Origin of the sequence: Acinetobacter sp. YH16053 (genome assembly GCF_013417035.1) — a bacterium.
In the GTDB taxonomy this organism is placed as follows: Bacteria; Pseudomonadota; Gammaproteobacteria; order Pseudomonadales; family Moraxellaceae; genus Acinetobacter; species Acinetobacter towneri.
Window position 1 is genome coordinate 40,647 of sequence record NZ_VPEP01000010.1, and the last position, 14,518, is coordinate 55,164.

Annotated in this window: 9 protein-coding genes and 4 pseudogenes; 11 read left to right on the plus strand and 2 right to left on the minus strand. The window is 43.0% G+C overall.

Translation table 11 applies throughout. The features are described 5' to 3' along the window. Positions 1 to 30 precede the first annotated feature (30 nt). The 9 genes and pseudogenes from FTV43_RS09310 (at position 31) to FTV43_RS09350 (ending at position 9,135) form a co-directional block, all read left to right on the plus strand. Positions 31 to 693, plus strand: a complete 663-nt coding sequence (locus tag FTV43_RS09310; RefSeq protein ID WP_154320134.1) for a response regulator — start codon at positions 31 to 33, stop codon at positions 691 to 693. Further along, positions 694 to 2,058, plus strand: coding sequence for an ATP-binding protein (locus FTV43_RS09315; protein ID WP_004974307.1), 1,365 nt, complete (start codon positions 694 to 696; stop codon positions 2,056 to 2,058). It abuts the gene before it with no gap. Between the two features lie 368 nt (positions 2,059 to 2,426). Then, on the plus strand, positions 2,427 to 4,103 hold the full coding sequence (locus tag FTV43_RS09320) for a phosphoethanolamine transferase (protein ID WP_154320133.1): 1,677 nt from the start codon (positions 2,427 to 2,429) through the stop codon (positions 4,101 to 4,103). 1 nt (position 4,104) lies between these two features. After that, positions 4,105 to 4,668: pseudogene (locus FTV43_RS09325) on the plus strand (response regulator transcription factor); the annotation flags it as partial. 110 nt (positions 4,669 to 4,778) lie between these two features. Next, positions 4,779 to 4,886: pseudogene (locus tag FTV43_RS09330) on the plus strand (helix-turn-helix domain-containing protein); the annotation flags it as partial. A gap of 467 nt (positions 4,887 to 5,353) precedes the next feature. Then, on the plus strand, positions 5,354 to 5,644 hold the full coding sequence (locus tag FTV43_RS09335; protein WP_070153163.1) for a helix-turn-helix transcriptional regulator: 291 nt from the start codon (positions 5,354 to 5,356) through the stop codon (positions 5,642 to 5,644). Continuing rightward, on the plus strand, positions 5,634 to 6,983 hold the full coding sequence (locus FTV43_RS09340; protein WP_154320132.1) for a type II toxin-antitoxin system HipA family toxin: 1,350 nt from the start codon (positions 5,634 to 5,636) through the stop codon (positions 6,981 to 6,983). Before FTV43_RS09335 ends, FTV43_RS09340 begins: the two co-directional genes overlap by 11 nt. An 18-nt stretch (positions 6,984 to 7,001) precedes the next feature. Beyond that, on the plus strand, positions 7,002 to 8,006 hold the full coding sequence (locus FTV43_RS09345; RefSeq protein WP_070153169.1) for a YecA family protein: 1,005 nt from the start codon (positions 7,002 to 7,004) through the stop codon (positions 8,004 to 8,006). Positions 8,007 to 8,016: 10 nt separating this feature from the next. Then, entirely contained in the window at positions 8,017 to 9,135 is a 1,119-nt protein-coding gene (locus FTV43_RS09350; protein WP_154320131.1) for a hypothetical protein, read from the plus strand. 143 nt (positions 9,136 to 9,278) lie between these two features. Here FTV43_RS09350 and FTV43_RS09355 read toward each other — a convergent pair whose 3' ends face one another. Next, complete coding sequence (locus tag FTV43_RS09355; RefSeq protein WP_368856083.1) at positions 9,279 to 10,544, minus strand: ATP-binding protein; 1,266 nt, start codon at positions 10,542 to 10,544, stop codon at positions 9,279 to 9,281. 285 nt (positions 10,545 to 10,829) lie between these two features. On the opposite strand from FTV43_RS09355, the pseudogene FTV43_RS16160 reads away from it, so the two are divergent. Together FTV43_RS16160 and FTV43_RS09365 are read left to right on the plus strand one after the other, a co-directional pair. After that, positions 10,830 to 11,135: pseudogene (locus FTV43_RS16160) on the plus strand (transcriptional regulator). Further along, positions 11,132 to 12,046 (plus strand): annotated as a pseudogene (locus FTV43_RS09365) (type II toxin-antitoxin system HipA family toxin); the annotation flags it as partial. The pseudogenes FTV43_RS16160 and FTV43_RS09365, both read left to right, overlap by 4 nt. Before the next feature lie 44 nt (positions 12,047 to 12,090). Here the strand turns inward: FTV43_RS09365 and FTV43_RS09370 are convergent. Continuing rightward, positions 12,091 to 14,499 (minus strand): DEAD/DEAH box helicase family protein, encoded by a 2,409-nt coding sequence (locus FTV43_RS09370; protein ID WP_094069352.1) that lies wholly within the window; start codon positions 14,497 to 14,499, stop codon positions 12,091 to 12,093. Positions 14,500 to 14,518 lie beyond the last annotated feature (19 nt).

Sequence of the window (14,518 nt, forward strand, 5' to 3'; positions counted from 1 at the left end):
GTAGTTTGGTAAGCAAGAGAAAAAGGTGTTATGAGAGTTCTATTGGTAGAAGATGATAGCTTGTTGGCAAAAGCAACTGCACGTGGTCTAGATCAAATGGGCTTTGTAGTTGACATTGCGAGCACAGCAGAGCAAGCGTACCATTTTTTAGTGAGTTATCATTATCACTTTATTCTACTAGACTTAGGTTTGCCTGATCGAAATGGGATTGAAATTTTAAAATCACTACGTCGCAAAAAGAATCAAGTTGGAATTATTATTCTGACTGCTCAAGATCAAGTTGATGATCGTATTACAGGTCTAGAGGCAGGAGCTGATGATTTTGTTGTTAAACCTTATGATTTACATGAGGTCGTAGCAAGGATTCATGCTGTATTACGCCGAATTTCAGGAGAGGTAGGGGACCTAATTCAGGTTGGAAATATTAGTATTAACAAAGCGAGTAAACAAGTACTGTTAAATCAAGTCGAAATTGAGTTGACACATAAAGAGTTTCATTTATTGGAGTTATTTACTCTCAATCGTGGTCGTGTAATTTCGCGTGAAAATATAGAAAATTCATTTTATGCTTATGACGTTGATGTGAGTAGTAATGTTGTACAAGTCCATATTCATAACTTGCGTCGGAAATTAGGTAAAAATATTATCCGTACAGTACAAGGTTTTGGATATATCATGGATGAACAGCATTAAATGGCTGATCCAATTCGCAGCTATTCATTAACCCAGCGCTTATCTATAATTTTACTGGCAATTACCACTAGCGTTTGGTTGGGTAGTTTAGGAAGTATTTATTGGGGAATGCAAAACACTGCCAATAATATTTTTGATAAGTCATTAGCAGAAACTGCTCATGCTTTATTGTCTACGACTCTAAGTACCCTAGATGGAAAAGTACCGCAGCATACAGTGATTGAAAAAGCTAAGGGTGAGCATTATGACCAAATTGTATTTCAAATTTGGCATCGTGATGGACAATTAATTTATCGTTCTATTGGTGTGGAAACACAGCCATTTGTTCAGCAAGATAATTTTGGTTGGATTAAACTGAATAATAATACTTATCGTAGTTATTCTGTTTGGGATAGTACGCATACAATACAGGTACAAATTGCGCAGGTTTGGACAATTCGAAAAGATATTCAGCAAGATATGTTGCTGTTTTTGATTTTGGTTTCAATCATATTTTTGCCATTATTATTATGGTTGATTATTTGCACGATCCGTCGTCATTTATTGGCTGTATATAGCATTAGTCAAAACTTAGAAAAACAATCCATTGAACATTTAAATCCAATTAAGCCAGTTGTACCGAAAGAAATAGAACCTTTAGTGAGCTCTTTAAATACCTTACTTAGTGAGATTGCTGAAAGTATGCAACGTGAAAAACGTTTTACCTCAAATGCCGCTCATGAACTCCGTACACCATTAGCTGCTATACGCTTACATGCCCAAGTACTTCAAAATGCACGTTCCAATGAGGAGTCTAAGGAAGCTGCACAGGACATTATTACAGGAGTAGACAAAGCATCAAGAATGATTACTCAGTTGCTTACATTAGCGAGGCTTGAACCGAATGCCACACAAAACAAAAGCAATATTGATTTGGTAGATATTGTTAAAGGTACAGTTGAAATGATGGGTATTCAGTTCAGAAAAGCAGGTGTAGACTTACAATTGCATCTCACCTCAGTGTGCGTTTGGGGGCAGTCAGATCAGTTGGAAATTATGTTGAGAAATATACTCGAAAATGCCATTCTTTATCGTAGTTCAATACATAAACCTATTATTAAAGTCAGTTGTGGAAGTATTGGAAATGGTAGTTTTATACAGGTTGAAGATAACGGCATAGGTCTAGATGAAGCACAAATCCCATTTATATTTCAGCGTTTTTATAGAATAAATCAAGCCAGTTCTGTAGTAGGAAGTGGTCTGGGATTATCTATTGTGAAGCAGATTATTGACTCTCATTTAGGCAAGATTACTTTACAACGTGCAAATGCAGTTGGAGGATTGATTGTCAGAATTGAATTTTTCAAAAAATTGAATATTTATTAAAACGATAGTCAAAAAAATAGATTTTATCATATTGATTTATAAATTTAATTTAAATGCTGGCGTATATCGTTGTCCACTCATAATGTTCTCTCCTATGCAAAAAGAATAGACGAAATTTGTCTAGGAGAATGGTGGCAGTCCAGGGCCTGGTTCAAGCATGACTTGAGTAATACTCGGGCTGTGCTCATGATTTGCTTGAGCATTACTTGCGGATTTTCCCCAACGTGCTTGGGCTGCATTTTTGGTTTTATCAGATTTGATTTGAAATCAAAATATGTATAAGTTTTTGTAGCTCTCAGATTATTTTAAGTCATTTTTAAGATTCAAATTTTAGGCTAAAGCATATTAAAGTCTTTGAACTAAAAAAAATGCTTAAGCTGCCTTCTTTTCCCGGTCTACGCCAGATCAAACCCCTCAGCCTTGCACGCTTCAACCTGTTACTCGCCATTTGGCTGGGACTGGTCTTAAACTTTGCTTTCTATCAGAAAATCCATCAACTGACGCCTTATACCAACCTCAAGGCAGACGCATTATTGGCGGCTACAGTCTTGGTAGTTATCGGCTTGTACAATCTGGTCTTGCAGTGGCTGAACTGGAAATGGAATGCCAAGATACTGGCCAGTGTGCTGATCATTCTGGGCGGTTTTAGTGCTTATTTTGTCAATAGTCTGGGGGTTGTTATTACGCCGGACCAGATCCAGAATATGCTGCAGACCGATGCCCGGGAAGTCCGTGATCTCTGGTCAATACGGCTGGTGATCTGGACGCTGGTCTTTGTGATTTTTCCTTTGTGTATCGTCTGGATGCTGAACATTCAGCCTGCATCTTTCGGGCGTCAATTGTTGCATAAAAGCCTGAGCAGTCTGTTTTCGGCCGTATTGATTCTAGGACTGTTATTCTGTTTTTATGTCGATTATGCAGCCATCTTCCGCGAGCACCGCGATCTGAAGGGCATGATTTCCCCGCAAAATAGTATTGCATCCACCGTATCCTACTATAAAAAGAAAGCACCTAAAGCCAATTTGCCTTTGATTCCTTATGGTGAAGATGCCCATCTGCTGCAGCAGGCTCAAATACAGAAACAACCCAAATTGATGGTGCTGGTGGTTGGGGAGACTGCACGTGCCGAGAGTTTTGCTTTAAATGGTTATGCACGCAATACCAATCCTGAACTGAGCAAGTTACCGATAATTAATTTCAATCAAGTCAGTTCTTGCGGAACTGCCACAGCTGTTTCAGTACCGTGTATGTTTTCAGGGATGACACGTCAAAACTATAATGAACAGTTGGCTAGCCACCGAGAAGGTTTGCTGGATATTGCTCAGCGGGCCGGTTATCAGGTGACCTGGATTGATAATAATTCGGGCTGTAAAGGTGCCTGTGACCGCGTACAAAAATACCAGATTCCAGCCCAACTGAAACAGAGATGGTGTGATGCTGGTGGTGAATGTTTTGATGAAATCCTGGTGGATAGCCTGAAAGATTATCTGGCGCATCTGGATAAAAACAACTCGAAACCGCAGTTAATTGTACTGCATCAGATGGGCAGTCATGGCCCCGCATATTTCAAGCGCTCCAAAGCACCATATCAGCCATTTCAACCGACCTGTAATACCAATGCCATTCAGGGCTGCAGTACAGAAGAATTAAAGAATAGCTATGATAATTCGATTGTATATACAGACCATGTTCTTGCCGAGATCATTGAAACTTTAAAGCAACAGACTCAATATCAAACCGGTTTCTGGTATCTGTCTGATCATGGAGAATCTACCGGAGAGCACGGTTTATACCTGCATGGTGCTCCTTATAGCATGGCGCCCACGCAGCAAACCCATATCCCAATGCTGATGTGGTTTTCTGATACCTGGCAACAGTATAATGCCCTGCAGCTAAACTGTTTAAAAACACAGACCGGACAGGCACGCAGTCACGATCATCTTTTCCCCAGCTTATTAAGTATGCTGGATATAAAAACGCAAGTGATTGAAGCTAAAAATGATATGCTTGCACAATGCTCATCATCATTAAAAAACAGAGCTTGAAATGCATAAAATACTGATTATTGAAGATGACTTTATGATTGCCGAGTCGACTGAAACATTGCTTAAACTGCATCAGTTTGAGGTGTACTGGGTCAATAATGGGATTGAGGGTTTAAAACAATTACAGCAGCAGGTCTACGATATTGTGCTGCTCGATTTAGGTTTGCCAATGATGGATGGCATGTTGGTGCTAAAAAATATCCGGCAGAAGTTTCCGAATTTACCGGTATTGATTATCTCTGCCCGGGATCAATTACAAAACCGGGTAGATGGGCTGAATCAGGGAGCTGATGACTACTTGATTAAACCCTATGAGTTTGACGAACTGCTGGCCCGTATTCATGCCTTAATCCGACGTGCCGGCTTAAAAAATACTGTGACAGATATGAATAAGAAATTATCACACAGTGGGCTGGAACTGGACCTGGAACAGCACATCGTATGCTTTAATGGTGAACCGATCGAGTTGTCTAATCGGGAATGGTCTATTCTCACTGCACTCCTCATGCATCCTAGCAAAATTTTTTCTAAAAACGATTTAGAAGACAAACTTTATGATTTCGATAAGTTGACAAAAATAACTAATCATGCGAAAAAGTTTTTTTAGTTAACAGATGTTCACACATGCCTCGAATTGTTTCTGTACCACTTAGTTTAGAACAGCGAGAATGACTCATTTTTCTGGCCAAGCATGCAAAACATTGGCGTGAAAGACAACGTGCCCAAACTATTCTCTGGCTTTCTGAAGGTAAAAGTGTTGCGGAAGTTGCCACTCTACAAGAAACCCCAACCTTGGCAATAGTCACCAACATAATTTACATTAAATTGTATAAATTGCTGTGTATATAAGTACAATAACATCAATAACTTACGTTTTAAAATATTTTTATTGGAATTAATGTTTATTAAGATCGTTTAATTTTGGTCACATAAGTTTTTAAAAATTTACCAAATAATCACCAACATAATTTTGTGATGATTAATTAGGTAAACCGAATGGTAAAAAATCAGGTTGATGGAGTTATATATGGCTGAACCGTACCGGGTTTGTCGGAGACTTTTTTATTTAAGTTAGGCCACCTGACCTAACGGGTTAATCTTATGCTGCTGTTAGGGTCTAAAAATAGCAGTTTTGAAGGGCTTTATCGAGTGATTTTTTCAACACTCTACGCAATTATGGATATCATAGTATCCACTTTATGTTTTATTTCGCTATAATGGATATAACTGTATCCATTTGGTCTTTGCGGATGAATTTTACCTTACTTGATGATACCGATGTAAGCCAAGCTTATGCGGCTTATTTACGTGAGTTACGCAAGCAGGCAAAGCTGTCGCGCGCTGCATTGGCTGAGCGAAGCTGCGTACCTGCGGCCACCATTAAGAAATTTGAGCTGACCGGGCAAATTTCATTTCGTCAATTGCTGTTGCTATGGCAGACACTTGATTCGCTAGATAGGCTTTATCAGCTCACGCAACTTAGCAAAGAACGCGCTGCTATACCCATGAGTATTGATGAGGTGCTAAAAGATGAGTTTTAAACCGATTCAGAAGCTTAATGTTACTCGTACGCTAAGCTCAGGTGAGCAGATATCTGTTGGAGTCTTGGCGCAGAATCGGCAAGGCGTTTTTTTTCAGTATACTGACGACTATTTGCAGCAGTTTGGCAATTTATCACCGTTTACCTTGCAAGCGAATACGCTAGTTCAAGCCGCACCTAAAGCGCCGCACCAAGGTGTACATGGCGTATTTGGGGATTGTTTGCCCGATGGCTGGGGCATGTTGTTACAAGATCGTATTTTCCGGCAAAAGGGCATCCTACCTAATCAATTAACGGCGATGGATAGACTGGCCTTTGTCGGTGATAAAGGCATGGGAGCGCTGTCTTTTGCTCCGGTGTCTGAGTTTTCAGCCACGACATACGCGGACATTGATTTAGCAACCTTGGGCTTAGAAGCACAAACGCTGTTCGATGCTTCAATGTCAGATTATATGGATGATAATCACGATGAGTTAGATGGGCATACGCAACAGGTGTTGGCCGCATTAGTCGCCGGTGGTAGTTCGGGTGGAGCAAGGCCTAAGGCGCAGATTTATATGCCTGCAGGGGAAACTCAGCATTGTCGAACCTTTGCTCAGCCTGGAGATGAGGCTTGGCTGATTAAGTTTACCTCGAAAAATCTCGCGCTCGGGCATGAAGAAGGGTTGTGTGAAGCGGTTTATTTGCAAATGGCCGAGCTTGCCAAGTGCCAACCACCAGTCTGGCAACTCATTGAAGCACCAACTACAAGCGGTGCGTCTGCCTGGTTGGCGCTTAAGCGTTTTGATTATGTCACGGAGCAGGCCCGTTTAAGCGGTAATCGCAGTTCAGGTCGCTTGCATATGCACAGCGCTTGCGGGCTGCTGGATGCAGACTTTCGAACGCCAAGTTTAGATTATATTGACTTGATCAAAGCCAGCCGTCAGTTGTGTAAATCTCCTGCTGCTGGGCAGCTGCAATTTCGCCGTGCCGTTTTTAACCTGCTGTCGTCTAACCAAGACGACCACAGTAAAAACTGGGCGTTTTTGCAAGCGGATGACGGTCAATGGAACCCTGCACCTTTTTACGATGTTACCTACAGCCCACATCCATTCAACGAACACGCCACTGCTTTCGGCGGTTATGGCAAAGCGCCATCGCTTAAGGTGATGCAAAAACTTGCTACTAGTGCTGGCTTTGCGAATTGGAATGATGCAAAGCAAGTTATTGAAGAAGTCGCAGAAGCCATCAGCCAATTTACGTATCTTGCCAAGCAACAAGGGATCAGTAAAACAACAATGTCCGTGATTGCTAAGACATTGGAGCAGCGTAAACAAGAAAATGCAGCGCTTTTTCTATAACAATAAGAAGGGACAGTAATGAAGCTCGGCCGAAACGATCCTTGCCATTGTGGCAGTGGTAAAAAATTTAAACGTTGTTGTATGAGCAGCGTTTCCAAGCAACATGCCCAAGTCTTCGATGATGTTGAAACCATGCTGGCAATGAACCCAAATTTGAGTCTTGATGAACTCAATGCCGCTTTGCAGCACAAAGTGCAAGAACGCAATCATCAACCTCATCCCGATTTTTGTGGCGTAACGCCAACGCAAATGGCCAATTGGCTTTATGCGCCTTTTGATGAATTAAAGTGGGTGACAATTTGCACTCCCGACTCTCTTTCTGCCAGCCCAATAATGCGTTATCTAGCCCTCATTCTTGATGAGGCCATGGCGCAAGAAGGCTCCTTCAAAGCCACGAGTAAAGGCAACTTACCGGCTAAGTTGGTTAAACAGGCCAGTGAGTTATTGCCTGAGTTTGCCGTTGCTCAATTAGAACGTAGTATAAGCATCAGCGAGTTTTCGGGCAGCAATGAAGACAAATTTAATGCCTTGCACTACACCCGAGTGCTTGCCGAAATTAGCGGTATTATTTATCGGCGCAGTGGCCGCTACCATGTAAAAAAATCAGCGCAAAAGCAGTATCAAGCGCTAGGCATACAGGCCTTTTTCAAACCTATGTTAGAGGCCGCTATCAGCAAATATAACTGGGGTTATTTGGACAGTTTCGAATACGATGTCGACTTGCGCACTTTTTGGTTGTTTATGCTGTGGCGTATTCAAAGCCACAACAGTGTGGAGCAGCTTGTGAAAGAGGTGATGACAGCTTTCCCTAATCTATTGCTGGTATTCCCTACGGATGATTACTTCTCGCCAGAAAGAAACTTAAGTATGCTCATCGAATCACGATTTATTGAGCGATTTTTGCAGTTTTGGGGATTTGTAACGATTGACCCAAGACGTTATATAAACGCTGAACAAGTCGCCAGAGTGATTCAGGTACAGCCTTTGTTAAAACAAACTTTTCAATTCACAATAAATAAATAGCAAGGTCACCGTGAGCGAATTTCAATACTATAAATTTGAGCGTCTGGATGGGTATTTAGATGCTAAAGCACGTCAAGCACTCAGAGCCATTTCAAGCCGTGCCGAGATCAGCGCTACGGCCTTTCAGGTGTATTACACCTACAGTGATCTAAAGGCCGAGCCTTTTGAGCTGATGTTAAAATACTTTGATATCGGTTTTTACTATGCCGATTGGGGCTCAATCGATGTATACATCAAGCTACCAGCAGGAACGCTTCCAGATGCGTTACTTGGCTTTTCAAGTGATGGACTTCATGTTCACGAAAACGATGAGTGGCAGTTGCTGATTTTTTCCCTTGAGGAGTGTGATGAGTATTTTGACGATGAGCATGCTGACGACTTTTTCCAGCATTTAGCCGCTTTACGCGGCGGGTTAATGCAAGGGGATTGGCGCCTTGTGTACTTAATGTGGCTCAAAGCGTTTGATTTTAATGATGGCGTTGAGCGAGTGCCGTTAATTCAATTCGATTTTGAGCACCTCAGGGAAGAGGAGCAGGCGTTTGCTGCGCTGTATGATATTCCCTTAGCATTGGTTAAGGCGCTCGCCATGGTGCTGAGCGAACAACCCAGTCACCAAGCCAAACAAACTCAGCTTACGCTTGATGCGTGGATCCATAATCTCTCGCAAGCAGAGAAAGACACGCTATTACGCACGTTGTTTGAGCAAGGCCAGCTAACCCGTCACCAAGCCTTAGCGCTGACGCGAAAAGAACCTGTCAACACAGACGAGATCTATCAATACTGGTTAACTTCCGCCGTCATTTCTCCTTTCATTGAGCAAGCGCAAAGTCAATTACAGCAAGAGCAAGCCGCAGCACTCGCAAAAAAATTAGCTATCGAAAAAGCGGAAAAAGAAAAAGCGTTGACGTATATCTACAATCAACGTGAGCACTACTGGCAGCAATCACAAGAGCAAGCGGATCGAACTTGCGCCAGTGGTTACGATGCGGCATCACGCTATCTGCATCAGCTGTTTGAGGCCTATCAGTTCAAAGCTGATGAAGCGGCGTTTGAACAACGTTTTAAGCGCTTTGTTGTGGCGAATAATAGCCGTAAAGCACTGTTAAATCGCTTGAGTGATTTGCTTTAAACGATGAGGCGATAGGCTGGCCAAATGACGTTAGCAAAAAACCGATTGAGGGTTGGTTGAAAGGTTGTAAGCCCACCAAAGGTCTACAAATTGTTACCTATGAAGTCACTTTGTGTAGACCTCGGGGTCTAAGTAACGCGCTTTTACCATCTCTGTGGTAAATACTGCGTGAAATACAAAGGCATCACGATATTGGTTTGCTCTAATGCGGATGAGCCTTGTGTACCCGTTAACTTAAAGGTTTTACTTGGAGTACATTTTTCAACGTAGGATGCCAACGATTTTGCTCTTGTACGTTTACCACTTTTGACCTCCACAGGGACGATATCGCCTTCATCGGTCGCCAAAATAAATTCGATTTCGGCACGGGCGTCATTCCATGAATAGCTTGGGTCAACGCCAATGGCAGTGAGCTCTTGTTGCACAAAGTTTTCAGCCACATAACCTTTGTATTCATAGTTTTGTTGCTTAATTTCTTTATAACTGCTGCCGAGCATATGATTAAGCAGACCCACATCAAACAAAAACAGTTTCACCATATTTTCTTTTTTATAGGCCGCTAACGGAGATTTCGGCAATCCTTCAATAGGGTAGTTTGGCAAAGCTAGGCGGCAGCAGTTAAGCCAATGGATCGCGGTTTCAAAATCGCTATAACGAGATTTACGCTCATGCACATGCTTAAATTTAAAGCGTTTAACCGACTCATCGCTGACAAGTGATAGCTGGGCTGGAATGCTATTAAATACCGATTCAATCAGTGTGGTGTCGACCTTGCCCGCGTACTTACCAAAATCGCGGCGATAACCTTCCACTAAATCGGCATGAATTTTTGTGACTTTTTCAACACGCTCTAGAATGCTTGAATCCTTATACTGATACCAAGCAGAAACGGCTTCCGGCATACCACCAGTAAAAAAGTAGTCAGTGAGTTTGTCCATCAATTTGGTGTGTACTGCCGGTGTGCTTGCTTGACTATCAAACGCTTTGATCAGCGCTTGCTCGTTGGATGCGTAAATAAATTCTTGGAAGGTCAGTGGTCGTAAATTGTATTGTTCTACCTTGCCCACAGGGAAGGTGTTGAGCAAACCAATATTCGAGCCGCTGGCAGCGACAAAATAGGACGGTGCTTTTTCAGCAAAGTACTTTAGTGAGGTAACGGCACGTTCACATTCGCCAATTTCATCTAATATCAGCAGATCGGTTTCTGGGTTGAACGCTTGGTTGGTTAACAACTCAATATTCATTACTAGCTCGTCAGGTGACAGAGAGCCATCGAACGCTTCTTTGTAGGCAGGGTTTTCAAGGAAGTCGATACGAAGGATGTTGGCAAAGGTATTCCCAAATAACTCTTGTAGCAGATAGGTTTTACCTGTTTGTCTTGCACCATCGATCAATAATGGCTTGCGCACCGGTTGATTTTTCCATGTTATTAGGGCGTTTAGTAAGTTGCGCTGCATTGTCATTTCCCGCCAATTAAGACTGTTAACTGCCTGTAGTATAACTCAGCCTACACTTTTACGCGCAGAAAAGTGCGGAATTTTACATTTTTATGCGCATAAAAGTGTAATTTGATGACCTTTGGCATTCAGGGATTCACATCATCGCCTTGGCCAACGCGCAAGCTAAACCTAAAAGTAGGATATAAATCCAATTATATTGAGTAAAGTGGGAATATAGTCCCTTTGGTTGGTGATATGGCTAAGCGTGACTTACACAATATATTGTTTCCAAAGCAGCGTAAAATCCTGACGCAGTTTGGTGAAGACTTGCTGTTGGCGATGAAAAGACGTGGTTTTACCAAAAAGCTACTGTGTGAACGTACTGGTTTTGATCATAAAACCGTGAATTAAGTCTTAGCCGGTGATCCGGGCGTTGCCATAGGCACTTACTTAAAGGTGATGGCCGTTCTTGGCATGGAAAGCAACTTTGCAGAAATGGCCGCCCATGATGAAGTGGGTATCAAGCTGCAAAACATAAAATTGCTGGAAGGTTCAAGATGAGCCGTGAAATCGTTGAAGTCTATGCCGACTGGCAGCCAATTGAAGCACCTTTGCTAATAGGGCTGCTTTCTTACAGCGATTCAAGCCGAGGTGGCGTGTTTAGTTTTGCCTACGATAAAGCATTTTTAACCTCAGCCTATCGCTTGCAAATTGATCCCATCCTGACCCTCCACTCCGGTGTACTCTAAAACGATGAAGTCGATAAAAGCTTCCGCGCATTTCTTGATTCATCGCCTGATAGATGGGGGCGTATTTTAATGCAGCGGCGTGCGGCGATTGAGGCGCGCAAAGGCATTCGAGCAACAAGTCGATTAAACGAATTGGATTACCTGCTGGGCGTAAATGACTCTTACCGGATGGGTGGTATTCGATTTAAGCGAACAGGCTCGAATGCTTTTTTGGACGACAATTCTGAATTTGCTGCGCCGCCAATGGCTTCTTTGCGAGAGCTAGAGCATGCAGCAATGCAGATTGAAAAAGACGATAACATCGACAGTGACGAGTATTACCGCTGGTTGAAAATGCTGATTTCTCCAGGCTCATCATTAGGTGGTGCAAGGCCCAAAGCTTGTGTCACAGATGAACAAGACCACTTGTGGATTGCTAAGTTTCCCAATTTAAACGATACCCATGATGTGGGCGCGTGGGAGATGGTCTGTTATGAATTGGCGTTAGCGGCAGGTGTTGACATGTTTCCAAGTGAGATGAGGCAATTTTCGTCACAGCACCATACCTTCTTAACAAAACGGTTTGACCGCGACGGTGACAAGCGGCTGCATTTTTCGTCGGCCATGACACAGCTTCAATACTATGATGGTGAACAATCTCAAGGTGCCAGCTACTTAGAGATTGCTGAATTTATTTCCAATTGTGGAGCACAAACCACAGCTGATTTAGCTCAGTTTTGGCGTATGGGGGTAAAGGCATGGGGAAGTGTTTAATGAAGTGCTGCTGTTTATTTTGGCTTGGTATTTGGTGAAGGGATGTTTTCTAATTTCAATGAAGGTTGCTTGTTACTGTTGTCATCAATGTACTCAAGGGCGTACCTCATAGCCTTGTAGCTTTTCTCGCGTTTTTTAAACATGCGTTGCAGCATAGGGAGAGTGCAGTCCACATAGTCGTGAATAGTGACTTGTGTTTTGCCTTCCGATTCACGATGAATACGACCGGCATATTGAGCCAATGTTCCTTTCCATGAGATGGGCATGGCCAAAAACAACGTATCCAGTCTTGGTAGGTCAAACCCTTCGCCTACATATTTTCCTGTTGCGACGACGACTTGAGCCGATTGCAGATGATTGTCAGCGTTCTTGCGTTCCGCAGCTTTCATGGCGCCTTTAAGTACGACAGTGCTTATACCCATTTCGGTAAGTCGTGAGTGTATGGATTCTGCGTGCTCTCTACGCTCTGTAAGGACTAACGGGTGTCCGCCATTTTGAACACACTCGTAGGCGTCTGAGACGATTTTTGAAGTGCGCTGCTCATTATTGACGAGCCAGCGGTAGGCATCGCTTATTTTGGGGCGCTCATCTGTTTTTATAAGCTCTGCTGCTGGTACATCGTAGAGCTGATGAATCATCACGGTTTGAGTAAATTGCTCATCAGGGCTTTGTTTCACTTTGTAGCGAATAGGCCCTGCCGCCATAAAAATGATCTTTTGATGACCATCTTGTCGCTCTGGTGTTGCTGTAAGGCCCAATACATATTTTGCTCTTACCTCGTTGAGTACCATTTCAAACCTTGGTGCAGATAGGTGGTGGCATTCGTCAACAATAATATGGCCGTAGTCTTGAATGAGAGGAGTGATGGAATTGTCTTTTTTATTAACCAAACTTTGGTAGGTGGCTATGTCGATAATGCCACTCGGCTTTCTTTTACCTCCGCCTATACTGCCAATGGTTACTTCGGGTAGGAACGTGCGTAAGCGCTCTTGCCATTGTTCGAGCAGTTGTCGGCTATGAACCAGTATGAGGGTATTTACTTTGCGTTTTACGATCATAGCAATGGCAGTAACCGTTTTTCCAAATGCAGTTGGCGCATGCAAAATACCGAAGTCATGTTTAGATATTGCGGCCACTGCGTCACGCTGGTTCTTTCGCAAAGTGAACTCAGGGGTAAGCTTTAATAATGGTTTACCAATTTCACGCTTATCGTCAAATAGTGGCGAAATGTTTTGCTCTTGTAGCAAAGCAATCGCATCATCGAGGCAGCCTCGCGGTAGTGCTAGATAACCGTTTTCAATACGAGCACAGGAAATAAACCTCGGAATGCCATGGGTTGAAAAGCGCAACGCTTGTGTTTTAAAAAACACAGGATTAGAAAAACTAGCTAATCGCTTTAGTCCGGCCAGTAATGGCCCAGGTAACTCGCTCATCAAAAAGTAGATATGGTTGGCCAAGGTAATGGTCACGTTTTTCGGCAAAGACTCTAATTTTATTGGTGCGGCTTTGGCTGTGATTTCCCAAGGAGGGCGGTTGTCTGTTAGCCCTTGCTCGGACAGTAATAGGGTGTTGGGTGAAATAGTTGTTATGAGTTGGTCAATACTCGACTGAGTGAGCGTTTTAAGCTCAGCAAGGTACCGCCATTGATCATCGATGGCATTCAGGTCACTGTCAACAAAGCAACTACGACCTGAAAGGCGAGCCTCCTTTTGAAGTGGTAACGCAATGAGATTGCCAAACCCGCCTTCAGGAAGTACATCTTGGTTAGGAAAGAGCCTGTCATAGGAGTCAAACGATAGATTTGGAAATATTTCCATGGCTTTATCAAGCAAAGCGAAACCCAGTGCCCGAGCATGGTTCGCTGGGATATTGGTTTCAAAAAATATCCATAAGTGAGCCCCGTTGCCAGAACGCGAGATTTCTATCGCGTGCGGAATATCAAACGCTTGGCACACTTTAGACATTGCTTTGACTTCTTCTTGCCAACAGCCTTTGTCAAAATCGGCTGCCAACAAATAGCACGAATTATCTTTAAGTAGTGGATACAGACCAACCACTTGATGACCGGCAAGGTGCCTGTAAATAATGTGCTCGTTTAATTCGCTAAACTTTCGGTGTGAACAGTCTTGGCATTTAATGCGGGGTTTGTTGCATAGCCCGCTTACCCACTCATTATCACAGGCTACGGAATAGCCACTGCGCCCCTGTTGATTTTGCCAACGATTGGCAAAGATATCCTCTCTTCCACGAAATCGTTGTCTGAATAAGGCGACCTTTTGTTCTGGCGTGAATGTCTGTACTGAACGCTCGATTTGAGCGCTACGCAAAGCCTCTCTTAATGCGAGAAGCTGCTGCTTTTCATTTTCAAGCTCAGCTAGCCTGTTATCAATAGCAGAAATGTTTGGGTAGCGAGCGTCATTCATAACAAACTAATTTTGATTC